Below are 26,554 nucleotides of genomic sequence, written 5' to 3'. Positions count from 1 at the left end.
CGCGCTCGGATGGTCGTAGCATTCGACGATCCCGCCGATGATGGTCCAGCTGTAACCATGCCTTTCCCTTGTTGAGGTGGTTCGCCGCGACGGTGATGACCAGGCTCTGCGCCCCGACCCGCACACCCTCGGGCCAAGGCGGCCGGGATCCCCCGCCGTGCACGGGCTGGTCCTTTCCTCGCGTGTCTCGGCGGCCCGCTACTGGTCTCCGGTTGCCACGGCCGAGGCCATCAGGTGCTCGACCAAGAAGTCGCGCGCCGCGCCGTTCGCGGTGGCGACGTCCTCAACGTACGGCGTGTAGTGGTCACCCCTGATGAGGACCAGGCGCTTCGGCTCGAGCGCCTGCTCGTATGCCTTGAGCGACTCGGCCGTGGGGCACCCATCGTCGTGGTCGGCGACGATCATCAGCAGCGGGGTGGGGCTGATCCGCGGAAGCCAGACATTCACGTCGTGCTCCATGTACCAATCGATCGAGCGGATCGAGACTTTGTTCTCCCACCAATCCAACCGCGGTGACTGCTGGTCCCGCTGGTCGTGGAAGTAGCGGTTGGCGCTCATCGACGGGAAGGCGGACGGGACCGAGCGGTCGGGCGACGTCATCCGGATCGCCGTCGGATCCTCGCCCCGCACGAGGCGCTGACGCTCTGCCTCGACCATGTCGCGATATCCGTCGGCGTCCCCAAACCGGGAGATGTTCATCCATCCGGAGAGCATCGGGACCTGGGAGACCACGCATCTGACGCGGCGGTCGACCGCGGCGATCTGGAGGACGTAGCCGCCCGTCATGCTCGTGCCCCAGATCCCCAGCCGATCCGGGTCCACCGCATCCAGCGCGAGGGCGTAGTCGATCGCCCAGCGGAAGTCGCGGGTCTCCGTGACCGGATCGACGTCGTACGCGGCGAACGTGTCGTGGTAGACGCTCGAGCGGTTGTCGAAGACCAGGACCGCCAGTCCGGCCTCCGCGAACCGTTGCGCCCACGTGGTGCAGCCCATCTCCTTGGGCGCCCGGAATCCGTTGGCCATGACGACCGTCGGATAGGGCGCTTGCCCGGTGGCCGGTTCGTAGAACAGGCCCTTCAGCCGACCGCCGTCGACGGGGAACTCGATCTCTTGCGCCATGTTGCTCCTCATCTCGTGATCTCGTGGTCGCCCTGGCCGGCCGAGTTCTCGCCAGTGCCCAGCACGGCGCCCAACTTGATGGGGCGCTTCATGGGGTCGACGTAGTCAGCGACGTTCGAGAGGTCCCATTTGGTCGTCGGGACGACGACGTTCTTCGGGAGGTCCTTGGCGGGCACACCGTCGCGGAAATGCTTGGCGAGCACCGCGATGATCTGGGTGCCGATCACGTCGGGGTGCATGTCGTAGGTGACGGTCATCAGCCCGCTCTTGATCCCCTGGATGCCTTCCTCGGTGCCGTTGGACCCGATGACGATCACCCCGTCGTCGCTCTTGCCCTCCTGCCAGACCTGCTTGCCCGCCGCCTTCAGCGCGTTGCCGGCACCGAGCGCCGTCGGATCGTTGTAGGTCCAGACGGCCTCCACGTCAGGATGCTGGTTGACCATCGCCGCCGCGATGGGCTGCGATCCAGCCGCCGTGTCGGCCATGTTGTCCTTCTTGTCGAGGACGGTGAGGCCGGCCGCCTTGGCCGCGTCCAGAAAGCACTGGGCGTAGTGGGTGATCGCCTTCACCGGTGGGCCGCCGATGACGAGCGTCTTGGCACCAGGGCGGCGGTCGGCGATGTACTTTGCGCCCATCTTGGCGAGGCTGCACCCGTAATTCTGCTGGAGCCACACCGTCGAGCTCATGTACGGCGAGGCGGTCGACTGCCCAACGATCACGATCCCCGCCTCCACGGCCCGCCGGTAGGCGGCGTCGGCGGCGCCCTCTTCCAACGTCCACGAGTTGATCGCGTCGACCTTGCGCGAGATCATCGAATCGATGTCCGACAGCTGCTTGGACGGCGAGAGGTTCGCGTCCAGGTGCACGATCTCCCAGCCCAGCTGCTTGGCCGCCTCCTTCTGCGCGCGATAGACCGCCTGCTGGGCCTGATTCGATCCGACAGGGTCGGAGTAGCCCACGACGATCTTCCTGTCGTGCTGCGACGTCGACGCCGCGGTCGAGCCACCGCCGCTGCCCTTGTCGCCCGAGCCGCACCCGGCCACGACCAGCCCCGCCAGCGCGAGCGCTGCCAGTCCGGCCCGACGAGCCGAGACGAGCCTGCGCGCGCTGCTGGCTCCCTCACGATCCGCGCGCTCGGCGGCGTCTTCGGCGAGCGCTCCGGCTCGCCACAGCGTTCTCGTCATCGGTCTCCTCCTCGGTGGAACGGGTGGTGGGGCGTTTGCGCGGTCGTGCGCCGGGGCGCTGGCGATTCGGCTCTCCGCGCGGGCCCATGTCGCCACAGGCGCAAACTGCCCTGGTCGATCCGGATAAGAAACTATCCGCTACGGATAGTGCACGTCAACTGCGACCTTCCGTGACCCAACGGAAGCAGTCCGCTACGGTCGGGCCATGGCAAACGCGCCCGACACAAACGGCGGACACGAGGAACGGACGGGCCGTCAGCGGCTCCTGGAGGCCGCGATCGAGGTCGTCGCCCGGTCCGGATACGAAGCGCTGAGTTACCGCAGCGTCGCCAAGCAGGCGGGCGTCACCCACGGGCTCGTGCACTACCACTTCGGTCAGCGCGAAGCCCTCCTCGCCGAGGCGCGCGCGTACGCCGCCGCCAAATCCGTCGCCAGCCAGATCTTCGAGGACGAGGACGTCCTCATCGACGAGTTCGCCCTCGGGCTCAGCCGCGTCGTCGCGGCCGAGCCCGATCTCGCGGCGTTCCAGATCGCACTCGACCTCCACGGCCGCCTGGACCCCGAGTTGCGCAGCGATTCCAAGCGGCACTGGGAGCGCTACCTCGCCGCCACCGAAGCAGCGCTCGAGCGGGTCGGGATCGCGGCCGACCCGGCGATCACGCACATGGTCCTCGCGACCCTCACCGGCCTCGTGCTCATCCAGCTCAGCTTCAGCTCGCCAGCCGAGACCGACCGTGCCGTCCGTGCGCTGCAGGGGACGCTCACGCTCCTGCGCGAGCAGGCCGGCGATCCCGTGGTCTCGCGGGAACGGTCGTGATCGGTCGCTGCCGCCGCTCGTGACCGCGATCAGCTGCTCGGCCTGGACGCCCGGCCGTAGCGGCGCAAGAACGCTCTGAGCGATGCCTCGATCTCGTCGCGCGCCACCCGCCGAGTGATGAACACCAGCTGCGACGCCCGATCGTGCCCCACAGGCCATTCGGGCAGGTGTTGCGGGCCGTGCACGACGTGCCGCACCCCGTTCAGCACGAGCGGGCCGGCGCCGCCGACGTCGAGAAGACCCTTCACGCGCAGGATGTCGTTCCCGCGAGCGCGGAGCAGCATCGACAGCCAGATGCCGAACACGGACCAGTCGACCCGCTCATCCAGCTCGACCGTGAACGACGTGACGGCCGTGCCGTGGCCGGGCACGGACCGCACCGCGTCGGCCACGCGCCGGTACGACGTGGCGCCGCCGAAGAGCACGTCCGGATCGACGACGCCTCGCGTCGCGCGCGCGATGCCGGCCGTCGGGTTGAGCTGCGCCACCGCTCGCTCGACGGCCGTGGCGTCCGCCACGTCGCCCTTGGTGACGATCAATCGGTCTGCCGCCATCACCTGGTGCAGCCAGACCTCGTCGTCGTCGCGCTCGGCGAGTCCGTTCACGGCGTCGACGGTCGTCACCACGCGCTCGAGCGGGAACCGGTGCCGGAGCAGGGGATCGACGAGCAGCGTCTGGATCACGGGGCCCGGATCGGCGACGCCGGTCGTCTCGATGACGACGCGATCGAACGGCGCGAGCTGCCCCCGGCTCCGCCGGACGAGGAGATCGCGCAGCTCGGCAGCCAGGTCGCCGCGGAGTGAGCAGCAGATGCATCCCGAGCCGAGCACCATCGTGCTGTCGTCCACCTCGCGCACGAGGTGCTGGTCGATCACGACGTCTCCGAGCTCGTTCACGATCACGACCGCCGTCGCCAGCGCCGGGTGGTCCACCAGCCGGCTCAGCAACGTCGTCTTGCCGCTGCCGAGAGCACCGGTCAGGAGGAGGACCGGGGCCGAGCTCGACCGGGCGGCGCTGGCGGTCACGCGAGCGGATCGACCGGGCGGCCGAGCAGCTGCTCGGCCGCCGCCCACACGGCGTCCAGCGAGTCGGCCAGCACCGTGCGGCCCTTGCCGTCCGCCACCATGTACCGAGTGCCGCCGAAGTCCCGCACCCCGAGCCGATGCGGAGCGAGGACGTCGGCGAGGACCGCGGTCCGGAAGCCCCGTTCGCGGCGGCTGCTGTCGCCCTCGGCCCAGTGCGGCTCGTGGAACATGCCGCACAGTCCGCACATCAGGCGGCGGCACCCCACGCAGCGGCACCCCACGGCCGACGGCGCTCGAAGTCGTCGGCGATCTCGTCGAACGTGACCCACCGAACGCCGTCGTGACTGTTGATGTGCTCGATGATCCGCTCGTGCATGAGCAGGGACTGCGGCCGCCCGCTCACGTCGGGATGGATGGTCATCGTGAACACCGCGTGGTCGTGCTCGCGGTAGACCCAGTCGAATTGATCGATCCACATCTCGCCGAGCGTGCGCGGACTGACGAACCCGTGGCTGTTGGGCGAGCTCTTGATGAACATCATCGGCGGGAGGTCGTCGAGATACCAGTTCGCCGGGATCTCAATGAGCTCCGTCTCCTCGCCGCGCACGAGCGGCTGCATCCACTCCGCGGCAGCCCCGGCGTAGTCGATCTTCGTCCACGTGTCCCCGACGCGCACGCGGTAGGGGTGGAAGTCGTCGTGCATGAGGCTGTGGTCGTACTTGATTCCGTGCTTGAGCAGCAGCTCGTTCGTGACCGGCGAGAACTCCCACCACGGTGCCACGTATCCGGTCGGGCGACGCCCGGCCAGCCCCTGCACGAGATCGATGCAGTGGAGCAGCACCTCCTCCTCCTGCTCCGGGCTCATCGCGATCGGGTTCTCGTGCGAGTAGCCGTGCACACCGATCTCGTGGCCCGCGTCGGCCACGGCCTGCATCTGCTCGGGGAACGTCTCGATCGAATGGCCCGGGATGAACCACGTGGTCCGCAGGTCGTACCGCTCGAACAACGTCAGCAGACGCGGACTGCCGACCTCACCGGCGAACAGGCCGCGCGAGATGTCGTCGGGCGAGTCCTCACCGCCGTACGAGCCGAGCCAACCGGCGACTGCGTCCACGTCGACGCCGTACGCACACAGGATTTCCTTTGCCATTCCGTCCTCCGTTCGATGATGGTCGAGGCTCGCTCAGAGCCGGTAGATCCGCCGGGCGTTGGCGCTCAGCAGGTGGTCGATCGTGATGGCGTCGAGCCCGAGGGCCTCGATCGTGCGGATCAGCTCGGGGATGTCCGGGCTTCCGCTCAGGGCCGGGTAGTTGCTGCCGAACACGACCTTCTCGCGCCCTGCCATCACCTCCTGCGGCGAGACGTTCGTGAGGTACGCGATGAGATCGGGAGACCAGTCGCCCGGATAGATGGAGTCGGCGCCGATGAAGACGTTCGGCTGCTTCGACGCGACGGCGATCAGCTCGCGCTCCCACGGATATCCCGTGTGCAGGCACACGATCCGCAGGCCGGGGAAGTCGATCGCCACCTGATCGACGGCGTCGGGCATGCCGACGCTGCGAAGGGTCGTCTGCCACGCCTTGCCGATCTGCATCTGGATCGGCACGTCGAGCTCGACGCACGTGGCGTAGAACGGGTAGTAGGCGCGGTCGTCCGGACGCAGGCCGAACCAGTGCGGATAGCTGTGCGCCCCGACGAACCCGAGATCCCGGACCGCGTGCACCAGTCGCCGCACGCCACCGACGATGTCGCGCGGATCGATGCCGGCCTGGCCGCGCAGGCGATCAGGTGCCTGGGCGACCATCTCGGCGACGTACTCGTAGTCGATCGACCACTCCCCGCCGGTATGGGCGGAGACCAGGCCGATGTCCACCCCGGCCTCGTCGAGCATCGAGAGGAGCTCGGGGACGCTGTACGGACGGCTCCATACGCCGCTCGCCACGAAGCCCTCTCTGAGGGCCTGCGACGCCTGGTAGCGCGTGGCCTTCATCTCGTGGGTGAACGGCAGGATGCTGATGTCGACCGTACGGCTCATGACGCCCCTTCCAGCGAACGGAACTTGTGGTCCTGGATGACGGGCGGCGACGGATACGACACCTTCGAGTGGCTGAGGCCGAGCCGAACGAGGCTCTCTGCCAGCCGCAAGGTGACCGAGGCCGGATCGATCACCGGCACGCCAAGCCTTGCCTGCAGCGGTGCGGCCGCCTGGTACATCGTTCCGGAGCCGAGGACGATCGTGTCGGCGCGCGCTTCGGCGATCGCCGCCCGTCCGACCTCCTCGAAGCGACCGAGCTGCGTCTCGAAGTCATCATCGAGCAGACGCTCGAAGTCCGGGACCAGATCGAGAGCGTGGACCGTGCAGCGAGCGCCGATGCCGTGGTAGGCGATGACCTTCTCGACGATGAACGCGTTCTCGGGCACGTACACCAGGAACGCGAGCCGCCGCCCGATGCTGATCGCGGTGCTCACCGCAGCGGTGCCCTGTCCGAGCACCGGAATCGTGAGCCGCGAGCGCAGGACGTCCAGGCCGGAGTCGGACATCGTGTCGATGACGACGGCGTCGTAGCCCTCGTCCTCGGCCGCCAGCCCCGCCTCGACGACGTACATCTCGAGGAGCATTGCGTCATAGACGTTCGCCCCCGCGTCCGGTGACGACGTGTCGAACGAGTTCCGCACGGCAACGCAGTCGACGATCGTGTCCGAGTCGAGCGCACCTCTGGGGATGCCGGCGGCACGCATCGCGACGCCCTCCGGACCGAACGGGAACGGGATGATGTACTTGATGCGCACGGTCACGCCTCCTGTGCCGGGTCGCCGGCGGATCTGGGCTCTCGGACGACGCCGTCCCGCAGCCGCTGGAGGGTCGAGCGCAAGCGGTGGTGCCCACCGAGCACCCCCAGACCGACCGCGCCGATCAGGATGAGGCCGCTGACGGTTCCCTGCCAGAAGGACGAGATGTCGCTCAGCTGCAATCCGTTCTGGATGACTCCCAGGAAGGCGACGCCGAGCACGGTGCCGAAGATCCCGCCGTCGCCGCCGGTGAACGCCGTGCCGCCGATGAGCACGCCCGCGATGACCGCGAGCACGAGGTTGGGATCCGCCACCGGCGACGCGCTCGTGAGCCGGCCCGTGAGCACGATGCCGCCGATCGCCGCAGCGACGCCGGAGATCACGTAGACCCCCAGCACGGTGCGCGGCACGCGCAGGCCGTTGAGCCGCGCCGCGTCCTCGTTCGAGCCGACCGCGAAGACGGAGCGGCCGAAGGTCGAGCGGCGCAGGAGCAGCGACATCGCCACCGCCATCGCCATCACGATGAGGCCCACGGTGGGGATCGGCCCCACGTTGCCGTTGACCAGGTCTGCCAGCGACATGAACGACGCGGTCTCGAACAACGAGACGGTGTCCCCACCCGAGGAGAGCAGCGCCTCGCTCTGGTACACCGACATCGTGCCGAGCGTCACCACGAAGAACGGGACGCGCAGGCGACCGATGAGCAGGCCGTTCACGCCCCCCATCGCGACGCCGAGCGCGATCGCGGCGAGGACGCCCATCGGCCATGACCACCCCGCCTGCACGGTCAGGCCGAGCATCATGCCAGCGGCGGCGGCGATCGAGCCCGCCGACAGGTCGATGCCGCCCGAGATGACGACGACGGTCATGCCGAGCGCGATCGCCAGGGTGGCGGACTGGGTGCGGATGATGTTCTGCCAGTTGTCCCAGGTCAGGAAGATGGGCTCGGTGACCGCCAGGAAGGCGAAGACGAGCACGAACCCGACCGCCGCCCCGGTGTAGCGCCCCAGCGAGAGACGAGGAAGGCGGCGCGTGGCCGGTGACGGCACTGCGCCGGGGTCGGCAATCGGCATCGGACGCTCCTTGAGATCAGTGTTCATGCGGCGACATGCGGGTGGGTTCGTCGGCGAGCGCGGCCGCGATCACGCGCTCCTCCGTGACGTCGGCGGCGCTGAACTCCGCCACGAGCCGGCCGGCGTTGAGCACGACGACGCGGTCCGACAGGCTGAGCAGCTCGGGCATCTCGGACGACACCATCACGATGGCGACCCCCTGCTCAGCCAGGTCCTGGATGAGGTCGTACACCTCTCGCTTCGCACCGACGTCGACGCCTCGGGTCGGCTCGCACAGAACGACTACCCGCGGCGATGTCGCGAAGCACCGCCCGAGGATCACCTTCTGCTGGTTTCCGCCCGACAGCTGGGTCACCGGCCCCGTCACCAGACCGCGGATCTGCAGCCGGCCGAAGATCCGGGAGGCGAGCCGACGCTCGGCCCCGAGCTGCAGAACCCCGGCGCGGGAGACGGCGCCAAGGGTCGTGACGGTGAGGTTCTCGGTCGCGTTCCGGGTGGGCAGGAGCCCGAACTGCTTGCGATCGTCGGGCACCAGGCGGATCCCCAGCTCGATGGCACGCCGGGGCGAGGTCAGCCGCACGGTCTCACCGGCCAGACGGACGTCGCCCTCGTACGCCATCGCGCCACTCAGCGCGAGCGCGAGATCGATCTTCCCCGAGCCCACCACCCCCGCGATGCCCAGGATCTCTCCGGCTCGCACGGCGAACGACACGTCGCGCACGATGCCCTCGGGGGTGGTGAGCGATGTCACCTCGAGACGGGTGTCGCGCTTGGCGATCTCCCGCTTCCCGTACAGGTCGTCAAGGTCTCGTCCGACCATGCGATTGACGACGATCCCCTCCGACGTCTCCGGGAGCGGCAGCGTGGTCACGAACCGCCCGTCGCGAAGCACGGTGACGCGGTCGCCGACCGCGTACAGCTCCCGCATGCGATGGGAGATCAGCACGATGGCCACGCCCCGATCACGCAACGTCCGGATGTGCTCGAGGAGGCGATCCGTGGCGTGCTCCGCCAGCGCGCTCGTGGCTTCGTCCAGGATCAGCACGCGCGGCTCCGCAGTCAGCGCGCGGGCGATCTCGACCTCCTGCTGGAGCTCGATCGTCAACTCGTCGACACGCCGGTCGACCGGGATGTCGACGCCGAGCTCGCCCAGCGCCGCCGCCGCGCGACGGCGCATCTCGGGCCAGTCGACCTGACCCCGCCGGCGCGGCAGCCGGCCCATCATCACGTTCTCCGCCACCGACAGGGTCGGCGCGAGCGTCAGCTCCTGGCTGATGGGCACGATGCCGTGGACGAGCGCATCCGCCGGTGAGTGCAAGACGACCGCCTCGTCGCCGATCGTCAGCGTGCCGGCGTCCGGGCGGACGGCGCCGTACATCACCTTCGCGAGCGTCGACTTGCCGGAGCCGTTCTCGCCGGCGAGGCAATGGACCTCGCCGGCGTTGACGGCGAACGCGACGTCGTGGAGCGCCTGGACGCCCGGGTACGCCTTGCTGATGCCGGCGACGCGGAGGACGCTCATGGTCGCCCTGCCACCGGACGACGTCCGGCGTCGCTCGGCATCCTCACACGCCACCGCACGCGATCAGCCCTGGCCGTCGACGTCGACGGTCTTGGTGTCGATCGAGCGCTTGATCGGATCGACGTAGTCACCGACGTTGGAAGCGTCCCATTCCGTGGTCGGGACCACGACGTCCTTGGGCAGGTCCTTCACGGGCACGCCATCCTCGAAGTGCTTGGCCAGCAGCGCGATCACCGACGCGCCGACCTTGTCGGGGTTGATGTCGTAGGAGACCGTCATCAAACCGCTCTTGATGGCGCTGATCCCGTCGGTCGACCCGTTCGAGCCGATCACGATGACGCCGGAGTCCGACTCGCCCTGCTTCCAGATCTTCTTGCCCGCCGCCTTGAGGGCGTTGCCGGCACCGAGGCAGCTCGGGTCGTTGTAACACCAGATCGCCTGCACGTCGGGGTGCTTGTTGATCAGCGCGGCCGCGATCGGCTGCCCGCCCGAGGCGGTGTCGGTCGTGTTGTCCTTCTTCTCGAGCACGTCCAGGCCGGCCTTCTCCGCCTCGTCCTGGAAGCAATTCACGTACTGCGTGATCGCGCCGACGGGCGGCCCGCCGATGACCAGCGTCTTCGCCCCGGGCGTGCGCGCGTTGATGTACGCCGCCGCCTTCGCGGCCACGCTGCAGTCGAAGTTCTGCTGGTTCCAGACCGACGACTGGATGTACTTGGACCTGGATGACTGTCCAATCACGGGGATGCCCGCCTGGCTCGCGCGCTGATAGACGGCATCGGCGGCACCCTGATCGATGGTGAACGAGTTGATCGCATCGACCTTCTTCGAGATGAGCGTGTCGATGTCCGAGACCTGCTTGGACGCGGACAGGTTCGCGTCCAAGTGCACGAGGTCCCAGCCGAACTCCTTCGCCGCTTCCTCCTGTCCGCGGGCCACAGCCTGCTGAGCAGGGTTCGATGCGACCGGGTCCGAGTATCCGACGGTGATCCCGCCCGACGCGGTGGGGGACATCCCGGCGGACGTCGACACGCCCGTCGATGTCGTCGACGTCGTGTCGTCGCCGCTGCTTCCGCAGCCAGCAGCGATCAGGGCCGCGCTCATGGCCGTCAGCACGACGGCTCCCGCGCGCCGTGCACGGCGCCTGTTGTGCGGTTCGTTGTGTGTCATCTCTCTTCCCCTTCGCCTCTCGTGGTTGCTTGCTGCTGGGGACATCCGTCCCGGCCACTGGTGGCCAGGACGTGTTCGATCGTCCGGGCGGCGCCCAGAACCCGGTCGTCGTCGCCGGCGGGCCCCGAGAGGAGGAGCCCGACCGGAAGGCCGGCCTTGTCCGTCCCGCACGGCACGCTCACCCCGGGCATGTCGAGATGGCTGGCGAGCATCGTGCTGCGCAGGACACGGGCGTTCACAGCGACGTAGGTCGCGTCGTCGTCCAGGTCCGCCGCTTTGGGGGCCGTCATCCGCACCGTGGGGTACGCGACCAGCCAGCCCCGAAGATCGTGAGCCAGCTCTGCCTGGAGCGCGGGACGCCCGGCCAGGAGGTGCTCGTATCCGTCCGCCAGGACGGCACGCCCCTGCAGCGCCCGGCGCCGCACGTGGGCGTCGATGTCGGCCGCCGCGGGTCCGTCCAGGACATCAGCGAGCGTCCGTGCGGCCTCGGCGGCCACGATCGTGCCGTGCTCGTCGAGCTCGCGCTGCGTCGTCGAGAGCGCCGCGACGGTACGGCGGACGACCAGCACGCCGGCGTCCGCCAGCGCGTCGATCGCGATCGCGAACGCCGCGCCGACCGCGTCGTCCACCTCATCGGTGAGCTCGCCCTCCGGCACGACGATCCGGACGTCGTGCGGAGCGGGAGCCCGCCGCACGGGCCGTGCCCTGCCGTCCATCGCATCGGCCACGATCGTCGCGTCGCGGACGGTGTGGGCGATGACACCGATGCCGTCGAGCGTCGGCGACAGCGGGACGACGCCGGAGCGGTCGTACCGAGCGACGGTCGACGAGTATCCGACGACGCCGCAGAACGATGCCGGGACCCGCACGGAGCCGGAGGTGTCGGTCCCGACCGCGACCGGGACGGCCCCGCCGGCCACCGCCACAGCAGCGCCGGACGAGGAACCACCGGGGATGCGAGCATCGTCGGCCGGTCCGCCGTGCGGGTTGAGCGGCGTGCCGAAGGCGCGGTTGACGCCGAGGCCCGAGAACGCATACTCGCTGAGGTTCGTCTTGCCGATGCACGTCGCGCCGGCCTCACGAAGAGCGCGGACGACGGGTGCGTCCGCGTCGGCCAGAGGCAGGACGAGCCGGGTGCGAGAGCCGGCGGTCGTCGTCACGCCCGCGACATCGATGTTGTCCTTCCACGCGACCGGCACGCCGTCGAGGGTGCCGCGAGCCGCGCCGTCGGCCCGGCGGGTCGCGCTCGCGGCCGCCTCGGACCGCGCGCGGCGCGGCGTGAGCGCGATGAAGGCGTCGCGGATCTCCGGCCGGCGGGCACGCGCGAGAGCTCCCTCGCAGATCTCCACCGGCGAGCGTCCGTGGGCCAGCGCGGCGCCTACCGCCCCGAGCGGGCCCGCGACCGCCACGGGCCGGTCAGACACGGAGACCCTCGGGCGTGACGCGCTCCGTCCGCTCGAAGAACTCGGTCACGGCCCGAACGCACTCTCGCGGGCTCTGGATCAGCACGTACCCGGGGTGCACGTCGGGGAGCACGCAGACCTCGCAGTGCGGCAGCTGGGCCTGCATGAGCGCGAGCGAGCGATCTTCGGTGCCGGTGTCGTCGCTCCAGTCCCCGTCGCCCTGCAGCACCATGACCGGCGCGCCGACCGCGGCGAGGTCGGCTCGAACGTCGGCCTCCGTGAGGCAGTGACCGACGGTCGCCGCCACGGTCTCGGGATGCAGGATCCGCTCGACGTTGACCTGCTCCCACGGGTAGAACCAGGGCGGCGACGGAACGTCGAACAGCATGGCCAGCATGCGCGACCCCGCACCGGTCGTCCCGAAGTTCTCGACGATGGTGCGGTAGACCTTCCAGATCGACGCATAGTCCTTGGCCGGATCCTGCGCCCACACGTCGGTGTACGTCACCATCGCCGTCACGAGGTCCGGTCGGACTGCGGCGAGGCGGATGGCGAGGTACGTGCTGAACCCTTGCGCCCAGATCCGCACAGGTTCGCCGACGTACTCGTCGATGAAGCTGGCGAGATCCGTCGCCCACATGTCCACGCCGTACGCGCTGTCGGCCGGATCCGGACAGTCCGAGAGCCCGAGACCGCGCGGCTCCATCGTGATGACGCGGTGCTGCGCGCGCAGCAACGGCCAGACAAGTTCGTACACGTTGTGTCCGGCGGTGAACCCGGCGAGCAGGAGCAGCGGCGGACCCTCGCCCTCCTCCGCGCACCACAGGCGCACGCCGCCGACATCGACGGTTCGACCGATGGCGTCGAGATGACGCGAGGGCCCCGTGACGGGGTCGACAGCGGTCACCGCGACGCCTGAGGCCGCGACGAGGAACAGCTGAGGATCCGTTTCGTGATGTGACGCAATGGATGCCCTCCGGCGGCGGCCACGACCAGGTGGCCGCGGGGCCTGACGTTGATGAGATCAAAGTCTGGCAGATTTGATCGAATAAATCCATTTTGTCATCACATCTATAAGGATTCGATCTGCGCGCGGCTCGCGGACACCGTCCCAAGCGGTGCACCGGCGCGCCCTCTCGCGCTGCCGCACCGCGAGGTGACGAGCCGCCGCTTCGTGCTCGCCCCGCTGCTGGAGTTGGAGCCCGGCCTGACGTTGCCGGACGGCGTGCGGCTCGCGGACGCGCTCGCGGCGCTGCCGGACGGCCAGAGAGACGCGGTCCGCAGAGCGGGCGCGCCGTTGCTCTAGGCCGCGAGCGCGTAGGTCCCGGCAGACATCTCGCCGTCGTACTCCGGGAAGACGCGGCGGGCGAGCGCGTCGGCCGGGCGGCCGTCGAGCAGGCGGCGCGCGTCGGCGAAGGTCGACAGCATCCGCAGGCTGGAGGCGAGCTGGAGGTCGGCCACGTTCGGCTCCTCGCCGCCGATCACACGCTACGAGACGAGATCCGGATCGACCAGCTGCCGGCCCCGTCGGCGCGGGACCGCGGCGAGTGCGAAGAGCGGCGGCGCCCCCATCGTCTCGGCAAGCGCGTTCACGGCGCGACCCAGGTGGTTGTGGAGCAACGCATGAGCGCGGTCAGGCTCGTGAGCGACACAGGCGTCCAGGATCGCCTCGTGCTCTCCCTCGCGCATTTCCAGGCGCCCGGAGAGCGGGGCCGCGAAGCGGTACCGCCCGCTCGCCTCCCACAACGGCCGGATGAGGCGGGGCAGCCGGACAGAGCCCGACGCCTCGTACAGCGCGAAGTGAAAGGCGGTGTGCCAGGCGAGGCGGACGGACTGCTCCTCGTGCGCGCGCGCGTTGAGCTCCCGGAGTGCCCGATGTCCGGCGATCGCGTCTTCGTCAGAGAAGCGCTCCGCCGCGCGCCGTACCGCCAACGTCTCGAGCGCCAGCCGCAGGTCGTAGACCTCGCGGAGGTCGCCGATGGATATCCGCGTCACGGTCGCGCCGCGGTGAGGCACGTTGTCCACCAGCCCCGCCGCATCCAGCTCACGCATGGCCTCGCGGACGGGCATCGGGCTCATTCCGAGCGCATCCGCGGTCTCTTGGATCGGCAGGCGCGAACCTGGCGGCAGCTCACCGCTCAGGATCTGCTGTCGGAGGGTGCGGAACGCCTCCTCGGTGCGCGTCTTCGGCTTGGCCGCCTCGGAGCCGTCCCGATCCGGGCTGGCGGCGTCGAACGTCGTCATCGTGATACCTCGGTCCTAACGGTGGCCCGACAGACAGCGCCACCAGACTCGGCGAGGCCCGCACCATCGTCAGGCACATTTTTATGATCAAATCTGGTGGCGACCGTAACACATCGTGCTGACGAGGCGAACCGGAACACGGGCCCTGATCTCGCCGAAGGGTGAGCGAGAGATTCGAACCCCCGACTGCTTGGGCGCGCTGATGGGCGTAGACCCAGCTGGGCCGTACGCGGTACCTCGCGGCGATCTCCGCGACCGTCATCAGGTCGTCCGACGCGGAGCCGGATTGCTTGCGCCTGCAGCAGCTCGAGGACACGTCGCGCGACGGCCTCGACGAGGATCAGGTCGGGAGTGGGTGCGGAATCGGCCGCCATGCGGAACCACCTCGCAGATGTGGACCGACCCACCCCGGCGGATTCCGCCTCCGTTGGGAGAGCGCGATTTTGGGGCCAAGCGCACCCGCCCCGGCCCCAAACTCCCGGCAAGACGGCAAACGGCCGCCCTCGTTGTCCGCCCTCTGACCCGCTACGAGGAGGTGCGGAAAGACGAAAACCCCGCGTTTGCGGGGCTTTCTGAGGGGTGAGCGACGGGACTTGAACCCGCGACCGCCTGGACCACAATAAGGCCGGCTCTGGCGACGGTGCGGGGTGCAAAATCGTTTGATTTGCAGGGATTTCTTACGGCAGACGCGGCGCCCGGTTGCGCACCGGCCCTCGGCGGATTGGCGTGGATTGCGGCCGATTCCGCGGGATTCAGCCACTCGCGGGGCCTGAGTGCCGAACGACGCCTTGCCGTTCGCACGACAGGCGCGCCCAATCAGGAAGCAGCAGATCGCGCGGGGTGGGCGCGCGAGCGCTGGGCGTGCAGGCGCGTGCGACGCCTCTCGTTGCCGGCGTCAGCTCGGCCTTCAGGCCCAAGCCGCCACCGACGGTCAGCCCTTGTCGTCAGCAGGCAGATGGCCGAAGCGCCGGTCGAACTCGTCCGGTACCAGCTCACGCTCTCCGTAGCGCGCAAGGATCGCTTCGACGCTGAGGTCGGGCCGCAGCACCAGACGCCCGTCCGCCCGCTGTTCCTCCACCACGTAGTCACCCGACAGATCGCCGGACAGCTTCACATGAGCCTGATCCATGACCCCAGGGTCGCACGCTGACCCACCGAATCTCTACCGCACATGTGGTGTCAGACACGTCGAGCCGGTTGTGCAAACAGACTTTGAGGAGCAGCCGCCGCGTCAAACCTCGTCGGGTCGGACGGCGATCCCGAGCCGGGCGACGCCACGGAGCAGCCGTTTGTCGATCGTCACCAGTTTGCAGCCCAGCAGGCGGGCGAGCGCAACGTAGTGGGCGTCGTAGACCTTGGCCCAACCGAGTTCGTCGGCCACCTGCCAGGCCTCGCCGGTCAGCTCGTCTGGCGCCATCAACTCGATCGGGCTGTCCAGCAACCGCCCAAGCAACACCCGACCGCGCGCCTTGTCGATCTCCTTGCGCCAGACCATCTCGTGCAGCACCGAAGCCGCCTCCGCACGCATCAGATGCGGCGCGACGAGCTTGCGGGAGCCGAAGCGTGCCAGCCCGACCGGGCTATGACTTGCCGCGACGGCAACCGACGCGTCGACTACCAGCACCGCTCAGTGCCCGGAACGCGACCGATGCAGCGCCGCGACCCAGTTCGGCGCCTGCGACCCATCATCGCCGACCCGCCACTCCTCGGGAAGTTGCGCCATCGGATGGATCTCGTCCTCGATCGCCCGCACATCACGATCATCGATCACCTGCCGACCACCCCGCCGCTGCGCAGGCAACCGCCCCTCACGAATCCAGCGACGAACCGTGTCCGGGCTACGCCCAACCCGCGAGGCTGTCTCGGCAATCGTCAGCACGCGTCCGATGGTAGCCGGGGCGACGGCGCCTCGTCGGCGACAACGCCGGGTCTACACAAGGTTGCGATAGGTCGCAACACGGCGAGGCGCATCGGAGAACCGGGCTGGTAGCGCAGGTCGGCGGCGATATCGATCAGCACGGCCGCGTGATCATCGGTCTCAGCACGCAGTGAAATCGGGGTCGGTGTGGCCGAGATGGGTCATGACGGTGGCCGGGTCGGTGCCGCAGCGTACGTGTAGCGGAGCTCGTGGGGCGTGATGTCTGCGGCAGCTGCGGGTGGTCGGGTTCGGCGAGGAGGCGGTCGGGCTTGTCCTCGCCGCGCCTGGCGGCGTCCTCGACCACGCGAAAGACTCCCGTCTCAAGGCGCAAGCGGACCGGCCCGGAGTCCAAGTGCAAGGTCGCCAAGTTCGCGCAGCGCTTCTTCTGCTTTCTCGTGCTGTCCAGCGGGATACGTCAGGACGGAGACCCCATAGCTCTCTTTGAAAACCGGGATCCGAGCACCGCTCTCAGGCTCCGCCGCCAGCATGAAGTGAGCCTCGGGACTCATCCCGGTGCGGCCGACTGCCTGAAGAACGAGTTGCACGTCGGGGTCGTCGAGCGAGTACCCAACGAACAGGATCGTAGATGTCAGGCTGAGCGCTCGCAGAGTCTCATACACCTCACGCCCCCTCCGCATGAGTTGAGCGTAATCGGTGCGCGTGAGGACGATGTCTTTGATCTGGTCGGTCGATCCGTGCAGCTTGACAAGCACCGGCTCTCCGAGACGAATGTCATGTCCCAAGTCCTCGGAGGTGTACGAATGGGCCGCGAACCCGCTTTTCGAAGCCACCTCGAAGAGCTTGTCGTAATTTGTTGTGAATACGACCTTCGGCTCCAAGTCCAAGAGCGCTTGGAACAATCTTGATGGTTCGAACCGGTTGCCGGTTGGACCGTCCACGGCTTGGCGAATTGTCTTCCAGTAACCTGACAGGTTTGACTCGGCATCAAGCGCGTAACGAATATGATCAGCGGCGGGAAGGAACTCGCGATTCGCAATGAGCTTCTTTGCCACCGCTTGGTCTTCATCACTAGCGATAAGGTCTGCCAGCTCTGTGAGGAGCCCTTGCCATGTAGGCGGCTGATGCCCGCTCGCGCTGGTGCAAGACGCCGAGACGCCGCTGCCAATGAACAGCACCCACTGGTTGGCGGCGACCCGCTCGACCAACGTCGGAGGCCATGCGACTCCGGACATCGCGCTAATCCGCAACTGCCTCGGCAACGCGCGTGGCAATGTTGCCAAATACTTCCTGAAGCTGGTCGACGTAGCGCTGCTGCTGGCTGATCTGAGCGCCCCGAAGCCCATCTTCTTTCTGCAAACCTGCGATAGGTGAGTGGCAACTCTGAGCGAGCGGGATCATCGAGAACATATTCGGTACCGTGCCAAGATCCGGGCTGCCATCAAGGCGTGACAGTCTGCTAAGGGATCTCGCGCGCTTGGGAATTTCTCGACGGTGCTGCTCGTACGCCTCCGTTTGCCGTACTTCACCACCGCTCGACCGACTGACGTACTGCTGGACCGTGTATCCGACGAATCCGTGTTGGATCGGCAAGGGATCAGGAATCTTCAGCTCGTATCCGATTGCCTCGAGCTCCTCCTGCGCTCCGACCCGACCACCGTCGTACTCCTTAATCCATCGCTCAAACCAACCTGTGATGTTCTCCAGCGCATAGAGGCTGAACAAGTCTGGTGCCATCGGTGTTACGAACGTATCGCTTCCCACCAGCGCGCTGCGGTTGATTGCACCGAGACTTGGGCTGGCATCGATTACGATCAGATCGTACTTTCTCTCAATCTCCTCTCGCAGCGCTCGGAGCCACAATGATCTGCGCGCCCCCGCTGCCCCACCGGCCTTGAGGCCGCTCCACGCCTCGCTGAGCAGATCCTCCAAGATTGACAGTGAGGGATGGCCAGGAAGCACATCGACATCAAAACGCTCCCCTTTGATCGGATTCCATGCGCCCATGTCGAGCCTCGCTTCCCCCCCACGAAAATGACGGAGGAGGCCCATAACGGTCTTGGGCTCGGAAGTTCTCCGGTCCTCGTAGATCTCGTCCCATTGGTCGTCATCGAGAACCAGCTGTGTGCTGTTGCACTGCGGATCCAGGTCGACAATCAACACTTCGTTGCCCTGGCTGGCTTCGTAGGCAGCGTAGTTGCACGCGAGCGTTGTTTTGCCAACTCCGCCCTTGTTGTTGAAGAACGCAACTGAAGCTGCCACCCAGAACTCCTTCGGAGGTGTGCCGCTTCTGGCGGCGACCATAGACGGACGAAAGGCTATCCAATCGTGCTCTCGCCTTCGCCATACGATTGTCCGCTCGATCCCGACGTGCCCATGCCAGTGTGCTGGGACCTCCGGGCGACAAGCACGTCGAGCCGCGCTCGTTCTGCTGGAACACGCCGCATCACATGGGCGTACGCCCGGAGCGTGAAGTGGGGGTCGGTGTGGCCGAGCTGGGCCATGACGGTGGCGGGGTCGGTGCCGCAGGCGACGAGGATCGAGGCGTAGGTGTGGCGGAGCTTGTGGGGCGTCAGGCCGCGTGGGAGCGGCGGATGGTCGCGCTCGGCGAGGAGACGGTCGGCGACAGGGATGGTCGGCTGGAGGACGCGGTTGCGGAGGTTGTCCTTCTCACGCTGACCGCCCGTGCCGGTCGGGAAGACGAGGTCGTCAGGGTCAGTGGCGCGGCTGCGCCGCTTGTGAGCCGTGAGCGTCGCTCTGAGGATCGGGAGGAGTTCGATGGTGCGGCGGCCGGCGTCGGTCTTGGAGCGGCTGACTTGGAGCCGGGCGTTGGTGAGGTCGATGTCGCGCCAGCGGAGCTGGCACAGCTCGTGGGCGCGCAGGCCGGCGAACAGGAGCGTGGCGATGATCGCGTGGCGGTCGCGCATGCGGTGGCGCGTGTCGGCGTCGAGGGTGGCGGCGGCGTCCAGCAGCGCCTGGATCGGTTCTGCGGCGTCCAAGTGGACCGGACGGGGCTTTGAGGCCTTCAGGCGCCGGCGGCGGCCGGTGGCGGGGTTGTCGGCGATGTGGCCGTACTCCCGTGCCAGGGCGAGCACCGCTTGCAGGACGTCGATCGTCTTGTTGATCGATCCAGGGGACAGCGGGCGCAGGGTCGGTGCGCTACGGCCTCTGCCTGCGCGGAGCGGTCTACCGACTTCGATCGCCGTGCGGCGACGGTCGGACTCGGCGACCTTCGCACGGCGATAGTCGTCTACGGTGGCGATGTCGATCGCGTCCAGGAGGGTGTGGGCGAAGTGCGGGAGCAAGTGGTGGGTCAGCGCCCAGCGTTCGTACTCGACCGTGCGCGGGGCAACCTCGCCCTCGCGGCGGGCGAGCCAGTCGGTGGCGAACTCGTGGAACGTCGGGAGCGCTGCGACCTCGGCGCCCGGTTCGGCTGACCGGTCTTTGCCGTTCGCGGCGCTGGAAGCGCCGCCACGGGCTGGCGGGATCCAGATGCCGCGGCGCACGTCGGCCATGACGTTCAGCAGCTCCTCCTCGGCTCTCGCGCGCGTCCAGCCGTCGTGCTCCAGGCCGAGCGTGAGGTACTGGCGTCTACCGTCGACCAGGAAACGCAGCGCGTAGCCGCGACCGCTCTTCCAGCGACGCTCGATTACCTGGCCGTTGCGGCTGCGGCTCATCGGAACCACCTCCGTGGAGCCGCGAACGCGGCGGCGCGCTGTGCCGGCAGCGGGCGGGATTGGACGAGCGGACGGCTCGCGCCTGGCGGAGTTGTTGGAGTTACCCCTCTGAGAAGAGATGTCGTCGAGCGCGTAGTGCCCGGGATCGCCGATGGCGTCGGGGATCTCGTCACCTCACCCGGACGGGCAGAGCGAACCGAAGCGCGAACCGTAGAACGAACCGCTGCGCGAACTGGCGGACGAACCAGAGCGCGACCGCTGCGCGAACCCCGCTCAGGCGTGGATCTCGCCATCACGATGACCGCCTTCCCCGGCGCAGGAAATGCTCGATCCGGTCGAGCCGGGCGCCGTGGTCGGCCAGCACGTCCGTCACGTGCTCCCGCACGACCCGCTCGTTCGTCTCGATGGCGACGACGTACGCGAACGTGGCATCGCGGATCAACGCCGCTTTGGCGATGTCGAGGCGGCGGGCGTGGAGGGTGACCTTGGCCATGAGGTCGCGGTCGAGGCGGACGGTCGTGGTCAGCATCGGTCGGCCTCCCATTCGTCCCAGCGCGCCTCGAACAGGGCGACCAGCTCAGACAGCGGGAGATGCAAGCCCGTGGCGAGCTTGCGCAGGATCCGGAACGTGGGGTTGATCTCGCCGCGCTCGATCGCGCCGACGTAGTTGCGGTGCAAGGCGCTCTCGCGGCCCAGGCCCTCTTGCGTCAGAGAGCGGCGGGCGCGGACCTCTCGGACGGCGCCGCCGAGCGTCACGTACTCGGGGCCGAGCGGCGGGCGGGCCGGCTTGGTGCGGCGTGGCATGTCGCCTCCTACACGGTCGACGGCACCGAGCCGGCGACGGGCCTCAACGACGTGCGCGCAACCAGAACCCCGGCGCGCTCACGACGAGTGCGCGAGAATCGACCGCGCGCCGAGGGCCTACACCTTCGGTGCCAGGCCCCGGGGTGTCTTCAGCACCGCCGGGGCCACCTATTGGAAAACAGCCCGACGACCGTAGCTCTGAAGCGGCCCACAAGCCAGCCGAATCGGGCGCAATCCCCGACGATCCACGCCGATCCACCGAAATAAAGCCACTAGTGGCTGTATGCGCGCGGATGTCGGGCGATTCCGACCGACCCCAGAAACGAAGAAACCCCCGCGCTAGCAGGGGCTTCTTGAGGGGTGAGCGACGGGACTTGAACCCGCGACCGCCTGGACCACAATAAGGCGCTCTCCGGCGCTCCCTGGATCGCGGAAAGCGACGATTTGCAGGGAGTTCTTGCGTCCACTGCGAGACCGCTTTCCCCTGCGATATCCCGCGGATTGCCGTCGATCCGGGGCGATTCTGCGGGATTCAGCCACTCACCGGGCGTGAGTGCCTAAACGCAGCCCACGCTGGCGCTGCCACCGGGCGGTCAGCCTTCGTCGTCAGTGGGAAGGCGCCCAAACCGCCGGTCGAACTCGTCCCGCGTCAACTCCTTCTCGCTATGTCGAGCGAGAATCGTCTCAACGCGCAGATCCGGACGCAGCACCAAACGCCCATCAGCCCACCGTTCTTCCACGACGTAGGCACCGACGAGATCGCCCGTCATGCTCACGCGACTGACCTCCATCGTCGTACGGTCTCACGCCCGCTACCCAATCTCTACACCAGACATGTTGTAGGTCGATCGGAGTGGCAGCCGGCGAAGGGTTTAGGCGGCCGGCGGGGTTGCTCTAGATATGACGACGTCACGAGGATCCGCAAGGCGCCAGCGACCTGCGACTCGTTCGAGCGTTCCACGCATCCGGACTTCCGAGACGCCCGCCTGAACTGCCGGAAAGTCGTCGCTACCCAGCTGAACCACGATGTCGCGAACTCGCCCAGCAACCTTCTCTCGCACAACGACCATCCCGGAAGGGAAGCCCTCGAACGAGAGGCCTTCCGCTTTCGTCGTCTCAACCCAGCCCGTCAGCTTGTATTCATCAGTTGGCTCATAGGGTCTGAGGAGAGGCTTCAGTGCCCGCGCAAAGCCGATCTCTGCGTCGCCGAGCACAATTGGATCTCTCGGCACGTCCGGAGGAACGAGCGTCGGATCCCACGACCCACTGAATTCCAGTTGCAATCCAGATGTGTCAGTGATCGCCAGCTCCTCTACAGCGCCAAGAAGCTGTCTTGAGACGCCTGCATCAACGAGCGCCTCGACATCCACTTCCCCGAGATCTTCGACAGATCGTTCTTCTTGACTCAACGCCGCAAGGGTCGTGAGAGTAGCCGCCAGAGCATCGCGAGACTTGATCGGCGCATTCCCACTGGGAAGAGCGAGCTGAGGCAGTTCCACCGACACAGCGATCAGCCGAAAGCTGCCGGGCGCGGGGGCAAGCAACTCGATACCCTCAAGCGCCGCATCGTAGTCAGCTCCACCCCAGCCACGGTGATCAACCCGAGCACCCGTGAAATGCGTCCTGGCCCCATTCTTAATGAGATCGACGAACCCCTTCACGACCTTCGGGGCGTCGAGCGCCCGGAGAGAGTGGCGCGCTGTCAGTTCATGCACAATGCGAAGCTCAAGGCGATTAGCTCGACCTGCCAGTTGCCGGACGACAATGTCGAACGGTTGTTCCGTAATCCACGAGAGCCGCTGAACCGCCGAGGCGAGAGTCTCGTCGTACCCTCGCAGATCGCGGTCGTTCTCTCGCGGGACAAGAACAGCGGGTCCCTCCACGTTCTCAGGATGGATCCAGGTAACGCCAGCCCTGCCCTCGGTCTCGTGCTCCTCGAATCCGAGGCGGCGGAGCTCATGGCGGATCGCCTCGGGTGACACATTGAGTGCGGTCATGCCTGCAGCAACATCGCCTGGAGGCCTGTAAGGTCAAGGCGCTGGCTCGCTGGAATCCGAACAGTCTGATTGGCCATCTCGTTCGACGGATCCGTCACTGCACCCCACCACGCGGCGGAGTGCATCGCGTGAATGCCCTGTCGCACTCGCGTCCACGGTGCTGTGAGTGGTGGGAGCGCTATCAACACCAGAAACAGCGGGATGGTGGCTGGCTCTTGCATGGCGTCGTAGTACTCACGCTCGAACGATTTCGTGACGTAGTCAATGCCGTTATCGGTTGCCGTCCCGAGACTCGACGAAGCTTTGAGTTGAAGGCGGATAGACCGTTGTTTTCCGTTCCACGTGCTAACAGTCTCAATACGAACGTCCGTCTTGTTGCCATCGATCGCAGGCACGTGACAATAGAGGCCAGCGGCTCCCGCGATCGAGGCAACGACGGCCCACGAGTACCACTCGCGAAAGTTGTTCTGCAACGCCTGGAGGCCGGGAAAGCCCGCTGTCTGAGGGATAATCTCTGCCCGAAATCCAGTTGGGGCGTATGGTCCCGCCATCCTCAGTGCCTCGCGCACCCTGTCGGCGCGGCGCTCTGGGGATCGCATGTGATGTCCCGTCGCATGCGGCGATTCTAGAATGTGCAGAGCCCCCGGGACGCGGTTCGGCCGATCGTCGCAACCAGGACTATCGCATCACCCTGATTTGGGTGGGCGCCAAGCTTGATGGCACCCGCTGCTCGACCTAGCTTCCGGGGCGTTGGACGCTCGGAAACCCGTCACTCGGAGGCGTCTAGGAGCCGACGACTTCTGCCCGCCGCCCGACGTCCTCCCTAGGTCGGCGGGAGCCATCTGTACGCTTCTCGGTGGCTTGGTCACACATCTTGCCACTAGACTCAGATCATGGACGGGAAGTCCTTCACCTTTGATCCACGGGCGTTTATCAGCCCGCCGTATGTCGACTGTCCGTTGTGCCAGGCAGCCGGTGAGTTCGGGGTGCTGATGATCAGCGGCACGGGCTACGTGCGTCGGTGCCGCAGATGTATGAGAGACCAACGCTTTCTGTTGCCGGCGGTCGAGAAGAAGGTCCTCTATCTCGATCAGTTTGCAGTCAGCAACCTGATGAAGGTGCTCCATCCGCGCGAGCGCCTGCGCATGCACTCCCGTGCTGGAGGGCGGGCCGAGTTTTGGCTCGATCTTTTCGTGCGCCTCGACAGACTGGTGAAGCTGCAGCTCCTGGTGTGCCCCTCGTCGACCGCTCACTGGGAAGAATCACTCCCCACGCGCTTCTTTCAGGAGCTGCGACGCATGTATGAGCACCTTTCGGGCGATGTGTCGTTTGAGGATCCAGGCACGATCCGGCGGGAGCAGGCCTACCGGCAGTTCCTCACTTGGCAGGGCGAGGAACACCCACACGGTCCGCTGACGGTGCACGATGTCACCCACGGAGTTGTGAACGGCTGGCTGGATCGGATCTCCGTACAAGCACGCCTGGGATGTGAGGATGGGCTCGCCGATGATCTGCGGATGGTTCGCGACCGGACCCACACCCGGCTGGCCACATGCGTCGATACGTGGGCTAGAGGCGGCCGGCTCGGGTTTGAGCGCTACTTCGAACAGGAGCTTTCGGCATACGGTCCGCAGCAGTGGCGGAACTACTGTCAACGCGTGGTGGAGGTTGGGCAGATGATGAACGGCCTTGCGCCATTCGACCCCGATCTCGCAGCAGCGACCAACGATGCAGAGATCATGGTTATGTCGTTCAAGGCCGCACTTCGCAAGCGCGGCATTATCGAGGACACGCAATTGCCGAAGATCAGAGAGTTTTTTGCCTCCGATCAGATCAAGGAAGCGCCGTTCCTCCGGATCAGCTGCGCCATGTTCGCGGCGATGGCGGTTGAGGCCTCGGTGAACCAGGCTCCGAGACCAGACCGCGGCATGTGGACCGACATAACGACCGTCTCAACGCTTCTGCCCTACTGCGACGCGATGCTCATTGACAATCGCTGCCATCGCCTCCTGGGGTTCGCGACAGACCGCGCTGTCCTCGACTACGATGCAGCCGTCTTCTCAACGGACTCACGAGACAAGTTGTTGGCGTGGCTTGAGGAACTCGAGGCATCAGCGACGCCTGAATACCTCGGGCTCGTCGAACAAGTCTACGGAGCCAGCTGGCTGGAGCCCTACTCGTCGATGTTCGAGGCTCCAACGGACCCGCGCTGATGATCGATGGCAACCGTCACGAGGTCGTCGCCGCGCGGCCCCCCGCCGCTGCTTCCGACTGCTCCCGCGCTGGATGCGACTCTAGATGCGGCATGACCCTGTCGGACGACACGCTGCTCCTGCATCAGAGGCTTCCGATGCCATGACGATCTGGAGAAAGACGCTCGCGACGCTCCGCGAAGGACGGGCGCTGCCCGGCTACTTCAAACCGCGTGAGATGGAAGCCAAAGTGCCTGGAGTCCTGAACTGGTCGTTTGAGCGCGGCGCAGAACTGGAGTTGATCGGCGACACCACTGGTTGGCCGGAAATGGGTGCCCCTCAGTTCGTGGTCCACGGTTGGTTGCGCCAAGGCGTCCAAGTCTCGCTTCTGCACACGTGGGTTAAGCGAACGACAATGGCCACGCAGGTTATCGCTCTGCAGTCTTCGACGCTCGCTCTCGGCGAACACATGGATCATGGCACGTGCTGGCCGCAGGCCATCTACTCGACCGCCAACTTGAGTGAGTGGCGGCGCGACACGGGGTTGACATACTCGCGTCCCGCGCCAAAGGTCCGCCCCAAGCATGTCCGCGTCGAGTGGCAGCCACCATCGCTCGACGATGTCAAGGTCCGAGGGGCGCGGATGACCTTCGGTGGCGAGAGCCACTACTCGGTTGCGTACGCCGCCGACTGGTCCATCGCCACGTGGCAGGACCTCGTCGTCAACCCGGAGCAGCCCATCACGCTCGCTGACGGCTGGCGACGATTTGCTAGCCCCCTGCTGAACCTCATGAGCTTCGCGTCTGACCGACCCGACTGCATTGGGAGGGAGATACTCGTCGACCCTGAGCGCAATCGGCGCGTCGAAATCTGGCGACAGGGGCGGACGGTGCTGCCACGGGAATGGGAGCTGATCGGGGGTTACCTTTTTCATGCCGAAGACCTCAGTGACTACGCGTCCGCTATCGATATGTGGTGGACGCTCGACGAGAAGCTGCGTCCTGCGCTGGGCCTTTTCGCTGATCACATCAACCACGGAACGTCCTACTCGCCTGCACGTTTCTTGACGCTCTACACCGCGATGGAGGCGTACGCTAAAGAGCGCCACGGGCGTAACCAGGTCCGTCTCCTGCGTCAATTCGCTGGCGTGTCACAAACAGCAACTGGGTGTACCGATGAGGCTCTTCGCCTCATCGGAGCCTCGCGACGCTATTTCGCGCATCTGGGAACCCAGCCAAACGGGCCGACCGTCGATGAGATTGAGGCCAACGTGGTGCTGTCTACCCGCCGTGCGTCAGCGCTCATGCAGGCGTGCCTGCTGCGCGAACTGCGATTCTCCACTGGCGAGATCGAGAAGGTGCTGAACACCTACTACAGCCGATGGCCGCTGTCTTGATACGAACGCAACGCGCTGTCGCAGCTAACCCGTCCCGTCGGCGGCACGCGATTGTTCCTGTACCCGTCGAGCATTGATGCATCCGACGGCCCCAGCCCTGCTGGATGTCCGCCACAGCGATGACTGGTCCATTGCCCAAGGAGGTCGTCTCTCACGAGGCTGGTTGGTGCCAGAGCGACCCGTGGCGGCATCGACGGGACGATCGGCCCGTCAAACAGCGAAGGCTGTCGGAGGACGCGATACCTCGATGCGATGGACTCGCGCGGGT

At 67.0% G+C, this 26,554-nt stretch carries 29 protein-coding genes; 4 read left to right on the top strand and 25 right to left on the bottom strand.

The features are described from left to right. Window positions 1–198 precede the first annotated feature (198 nt). Entirely contained in the window at window positions 199–1,119 is a 921-nt protein-coding gene (locus tag CWOE_RS10155; RefSeq protein WP_012933515.1) for an alpha/beta hydrolase, read from the bottom strand. Window positions 1,120–1,127: 8 nt separating this feature from the next. Beyond that, entirely contained in the window at window positions 1,128–2,303 is a 1,176-nt protein-coding gene (locus tag CWOE_RS10150) for a sugar ABC transporter substrate-binding protein (protein ID WP_012933514.1), read from the bottom strand. Window positions 2,304–2,508: 205 nt separating this feature from the next. Here CWOE_RS10150 and CWOE_RS10145 point away from each other — a divergent pair, with 205 nt between their 5' ends. Then, window positions 2,509–3,120, top strand: coding sequence for a TetR/AcrR family transcriptional regulator (locus CWOE_RS10145; protein WP_012933513.1), 612 nt, complete (start codon window positions 2,509–2,511; stop codon window positions 3,118–3,120). A 29-nt stretch (window positions 3,121–3,149) separates the two neighbouring features. Here CWOE_RS10145 and CWOE_RS10140 read toward each other — a convergent pair whose 3' ends face one another. The 10 genes from CWOE_RS10140 to CWOE_RS10095 form a co-directional block, all read right to left on the bottom strand. Continuing rightward, window positions 3,150–4,145: a CobW family GTP-binding protein gene (locus tag CWOE_RS10140; protein WP_012933512.1), complete on the bottom strand. Its 996-nt coding sequence runs from the start codon at window positions 4,143–4,145 to the stop codon at window positions 3,150–3,152. After that, window positions 4,142–4,375: a hypothetical protein gene (locus CWOE_RS10135; protein ID WP_049793225.1), complete on the bottom strand. Its 234-nt coding sequence runs from the start codon at window positions 4,373–4,375 to the stop codon at window positions 4,142–4,144. The genes CWOE_RS10140 and CWOE_RS10135 overlap by 4 nt, the downstream gene beginning before the upstream one ends. 17 nt (window positions 4,376–4,392) lie before the next feature. Beyond that, complete coding sequence (locus tag CWOE_RS10130) at window positions 4,393–5,295, bottom strand: polysaccharide deacetylase family protein (protein ID WP_012933510.1); 903 nt, start codon at window positions 5,293–5,295, stop codon at window positions 4,393–4,395. Window positions 5,296–5,328: 33 nt separating this feature from the next. Continuing rightward, window positions 5,329–6,036: an amidohydrolase family protein gene (locus CWOE_RS10125; RefSeq protein WP_160165498.1), complete on the bottom strand. Its 708-nt coding sequence runs from the start codon at window positions 6,034–6,036 to the stop codon at window positions 5,329–5,331. 140 nt (window positions 6,037–6,176) lie between these two features. After that, window positions 6,177–6,941 (bottom strand): aspartate/glutamate racemase family protein, encoded by a 765-nt coding sequence (locus CWOE_RS10120; RefSeq protein WP_041730346.1) that lies wholly within the window; start codon window positions 6,939–6,941, stop codon window positions 6,177–6,179. Beyond that, entirely contained in the window at window positions 6,938–7,912 is a 975-nt protein-coding gene (locus CWOE_RS10115) for an ABC transporter permease (RefSeq protein ID WP_236262265.1), read from the bottom strand. Before CWOE_RS10115 ends, CWOE_RS10120 begins: the two co-directional genes overlap by 4 nt. A gap of 112 nt (window positions 7,913–8,024) precedes the next feature. Beyond that, a complete protein-coding gene (locus tag CWOE_RS10110; protein WP_012933506.1) occupies window positions 8,025–9,530 on the bottom strand; it encodes a sugar ABC transporter ATP-binding protein in 1,506 nt (501 codons plus the stop codon). A 63-nt stretch (window positions 9,531–9,593) separates the two neighbouring features. Next, on the bottom strand, window positions 9,594–10,697 hold the full coding sequence (locus CWOE_RS10105; RefSeq protein WP_041730345.1) for a sugar ABC transporter substrate-binding protein: 1,104 nt from the start codon (window positions 10,695–10,697) through the stop codon (window positions 9,594–9,596). Next, window positions 10,694–12,046, bottom strand: a complete 1,353-nt coding sequence (locus CWOE_RS10100) for an amidase family protein (protein WP_236262289.1) — start codon at window positions 12,044–12,046, stop codon at window positions 10,694–10,696. The genes CWOE_RS10105 and CWOE_RS10100 overlap by 4 nt, the downstream gene beginning before the upstream one ends. A gap of 67 nt (window positions 12,047–12,113) precedes the next feature. Continuing rightward, a complete protein-coding gene (locus CWOE_RS10095; protein WP_012933503.1) occupies window positions 12,114–13,007 on the bottom strand; it encodes an alpha/beta fold hydrolase in 894 nt (297 codons plus the stop codon). 249 nt (window positions 13,008–13,256) lie between these two features. Here CWOE_RS10095 and CWOE_RS32725 point away from each other — a divergent pair, with 249 nt between their 5' ends. After that, window positions 13,257–13,406 (top strand): hypothetical protein, encoded by a 150-nt coding sequence (locus tag CWOE_RS32725; protein ID WP_201447178.1) that lies wholly within the window; start codon window positions 13,257–13,259, stop codon window positions 13,404–13,406. Here the strand turns inward: CWOE_RS32725 and CWOE_RS33430 are convergent. The 13 genes from CWOE_RS33430 to CWOE_RS31965 form a co-directional block, all read right to left on the bottom strand. Next, entirely contained in the window at window positions 13,403–13,561 is a 159-nt protein-coding gene (locus tag CWOE_RS33430; RefSeq protein ID WP_160165497.1) for a hypothetical protein, read from the bottom strand. The genes CWOE_RS32725 and CWOE_RS33430 overlap by 4 nt on opposite strands. A 27-nt stretch (window positions 13,562–13,588) precedes the next feature. Continuing rightward, window positions 13,589–14,344, bottom strand: a complete 756-nt coding sequence (locus tag CWOE_RS10085; protein ID WP_012933500.1) for a GntR family transcriptional regulator — start codon at window positions 14,342–14,344, stop codon at window positions 13,589–13,591. A gap of 931 nt (window positions 14,345–15,275) precedes the next feature. Continuing rightward, window positions 15,276–15,473 (bottom strand): hypothetical protein, encoded by a 198-nt coding sequence (locus tag CWOE_RS10080; RefSeq protein WP_012933499.1) that lies wholly within the window; start codon window positions 15,471–15,473, stop codon window positions 15,276–15,278. Between the two features lie 102 nt (window positions 15,474–15,575). Continuing rightward, a complete protein-coding gene (locus CWOE_RS10075; protein ID WP_041730342.1) occupies window positions 15,576–15,968 on the bottom strand; it encodes a type II toxin-antitoxin system VapC family toxin in 393 nt (130 codons plus the stop codon). A 3-nt stretch (window positions 15,969–15,971) separates the two neighbouring features. Beyond that, a complete protein-coding gene (locus CWOE_RS31975) occupies window positions 15,972–16,223 on the bottom strand; it encodes a helix-turn-helix domain-containing protein (RefSeq protein ID WP_160165496.1) in 252 nt (83 codons plus the stop codon). Between the two features lie 359 nt (window positions 16,224–16,582). Then, complete coding sequence (locus tag CWOE_RS31970; protein ID WP_012933497.1) at window positions 16,583–17,455, bottom strand: SIR2 family NAD-dependent protein deacylase; 873 nt, start codon at window positions 17,453–17,455, stop codon at window positions 16,583–16,585. 4 nt (window positions 17,456–17,459) lie between these two features. Beyond that, the gene (locus CWOE_RS10065) at window positions 17,460–18,524 is read right to left on the bottom strand and encodes a ParA family protein (RefSeq protein WP_081425312.1); all 1,065 of its coding nucleotides are present in this window, start codon (window positions 18,522–18,524) and stop codon (window positions 17,460–17,462) included. Window positions 18,525–18,538: 14 nt separating this feature from the next. Beyond that, window positions 18,539–19,897 (bottom strand): tyrosine-type recombinase/integrase, encoded by a 1,359-nt coding sequence (locus tag CWOE_RS10060; RefSeq protein WP_012933495.1) that lies wholly within the window; start codon window positions 19,895–19,897, stop codon window positions 18,539–18,541. A 292-nt stretch (window positions 19,898–20,189) separates the two neighbouring features. Then, window positions 20,190–20,426 carry a ribbon-helix-helix protein, CopG family gene (locus CWOE_RS10055; RefSeq protein ID WP_012933494.1) on the bottom strand — a complete coding sequence of 79 codons (237 nt, stop codon included), beginning with the start codon at window positions 20,424–20,426 and terminating at the stop codon, window positions 20,190–20,192. Next, a complete protein-coding gene (locus tag CWOE_RS10050) occupies window positions 20,420–20,701 on the bottom strand; it encodes a helix-turn-helix transcriptional regulator (RefSeq protein ID WP_012933493.1) in 282 nt (93 codons plus the stop codon). Before CWOE_RS10050 ends, CWOE_RS10055 begins: the two co-directional genes overlap by 7 nt. Window positions 20,702–21,294: 593 nt before the next feature. Continuing rightward, a complete protein-coding gene (locus CWOE_RS10045) occupies window positions 21,295–21,492 on the bottom strand; it encodes a hypothetical protein (RefSeq protein ID WP_041730339.1) in 198 nt (65 codons plus the stop codon). An 81-nt stretch (window positions 21,493–21,573) separates the two neighbouring features. Beyond that, entirely contained in the window at window positions 21,574–22,698 is a 1,125-nt protein-coding gene (locus CWOE_RS32720) for a hypothetical protein (RefSeq protein ID WP_012933492.1), read from the bottom strand. Next, window positions 22,695–23,249 carry a DUF4365 domain-containing protein gene (locus CWOE_RS31965; protein WP_012933491.1) on the bottom strand — a complete coding sequence of 185 codons (555 nt, stop codon included), beginning with the start codon at window positions 23,247–23,249 and terminating at the stop codon, window positions 22,695–22,697. Before CWOE_RS31965 ends, CWOE_RS32720 begins: the two co-directional genes overlap by 4 nt. A 342-nt stretch (window positions 23,250–23,591) precedes the next feature. Between CWOE_RS31965 and CWOE_RS10035 the strand changes: the two genes are divergently transcribed. Both CWOE_RS10035 and CWOE_RS10030 read left to right on the top strand, forming a co-directional pair. Beyond that, complete coding sequence (locus tag CWOE_RS10035; RefSeq protein WP_012933490.1) at window positions 23,592–24,911, top strand: hypothetical protein; 1,320 nt, start codon at window positions 23,592–23,594, stop codon at window positions 24,909–24,911. A gap of 142 nt (window positions 24,912–25,053) precedes the next feature. Continuing rightward, the gene (locus tag CWOE_RS10030) at window positions 25,054–26,286 is read left to right on the top strand and encodes a HEPN domain-containing protein (protein WP_012933489.1); all 1,233 of its coding nucleotides are present in this window, start codon (window positions 25,054–25,056) and stop codon (window positions 26,284–26,286) included. Window positions 26,287–26,554 lie beyond the last annotated feature (268 nt).

The sequence above is a fragment of the Conexibacter woesei DSM 14684 genome, assembly GCF_000025265.1.
GTDB lineage: Bacteria > Actinomycetota > Thermoleophilia > Solirubrobacterales > Solirubrobacteraceae > Conexibacter > Conexibacter woesei.
The sequence above is the reverse complement of the archived record's forward strand: the minus strand, read 5'-3'. Positions and strand labels throughout refer to the sequence as shown.

Excerpts from the sequence above, each read along its gene's own strand:
- CWOE_RS10155 (WP_012933515.1), bottom strand. The coding sequence starts at position 1,119 with ATGGCGCAAGAGATCGAGTTCCCCGTCGACGGCGGTCGGCTGAAGGGC.
- CWOE_RS10150 (WP_012933514.1), bottom strand. The coding sequence starts at position 2,303 with ATGACGAGAACGCTGTGGCGAGCCGGAGCGCTCGCCGAAGACGCCGCC.
- CWOE_RS10145 (WP_012933513.1), top strand. The coding sequence starts at position 2,509 with ATGGCAAACGCGCCCGACACAAACGGCGGACACGAGGAACGGACGGGC.
- CWOE_RS10135 (WP_049793225.1), bottom strand. The coding sequence starts at position 4,375 with ATGTTCCACGAGCCGCACTGGGCCGAGGGCGACAGCAGCCGCCGCGAA.
- CWOE_RS10130 (WP_012933510.1), bottom strand. The coding sequence starts at position 5,295 with ATGGCAAAGGAAATCCTGTGTGCGTACGGCGTCGACGTGGACGCAGTC.
- CWOE_RS10125 (WP_160165498.1), bottom strand. The coding sequence starts at position 6,036 with ATGCTCGACGAGGCCGGGGTGGACATCGGCCTGGTCTCCGCCCATACC.
- CWOE_RS10110 (WP_012933506.1), bottom strand. The coding sequence starts at position 9,530 with ATGAGCGTCCTCCGCGTCGCCGGCATCAGCAAGGCGTACCCGGGCGTC.
- CWOE_RS10105 (WP_041730345.1), bottom strand. The coding sequence starts at position 10,697 with ATGACACACAACGAACCGCACAACAGGCGCCGTGCACGGCGCGCGGGA.
- CWOE_RS10085 (WP_012933500.1), bottom strand. The coding sequence starts at position 14,344 with ATGACGACGTTCGACGCCGCCAGCCCGGATCGGGACGGCTCCGAGGCG.
- CWOE_RS10080 (WP_012933499.1), bottom strand. The coding sequence starts at position 15,473 with ATGGATCAGGCTCATGTGAAGCTGTCCGGCGATCTGTCGGGTGACTAC.
- CWOE_RS31970 (WP_012933497.1), bottom strand. The coding sequence starts at position 17,455 with ATGTCCGGAGTCGCATGGCCTCCGACGTTGGTCGAGCGGGTCGCCGCC.
- CWOE_RS10065 (WP_081425312.1), bottom strand. The coding sequence starts at position 18,524 with ATGGTCGCCGCCAGAAGCGGCACACCTCCGAAGGAGTTCTGGGTGGCA.
- CWOE_RS10060 (WP_012933495.1), bottom strand. The coding sequence starts at position 19,897 with ATGAGCCGCAGCCGCAACGGCCAGGTAATCGAGCGTCGCTGGAAGAGC.
- CWOE_RS10055 (WP_012933494.1), bottom strand. The coding sequence starts at position 20,426 with ATGCTGACCACGACCGTCCGCCTCGACCGCGACCTCATGGCCAAGGTC.
- CWOE_RS10050 (WP_012933493.1), bottom strand. The coding sequence starts at position 20,701 with ATGCCACGCCGCACCAAGCCGGCCCGCCCGCCGCTCGGCCCCGAGTAC.
- CWOE_RS10045 (WP_041730339.1), bottom strand. The coding sequence starts at position 21,492 with ATGGAGGTCAGTCGCGTGAGCATGACGGGCGATCTCGTCGGTGCCTAC.
- CWOE_RS32720 (WP_012933492.1), bottom strand. The coding sequence starts at position 22,698 with ATGACCGCACTCAATGTGTCACCCGAGGCGATCCGCCATGAGCTCCGC.
- CWOE_RS31965 (WP_012933491.1), bottom strand. The coding sequence starts at position 23,249 with ATGGCGGGACCATACGCCCCAACTGGATTTCGGGCAGAGATTATCCCT.
- CWOE_RS10035 (WP_012933490.1), top strand. The coding sequence starts at position 23,592 with ATGGACGGGAAGTCCTTCACCTTTGATCCACGGGCGTTTATCAGCCCG.
- CWOE_RS10030 (WP_012933489.1), top strand. The coding sequence starts at position 25,054 with ATGACGATCTGGAGAAAGACGCTCGCGACGCTCCGCGAAGGACGGGCG.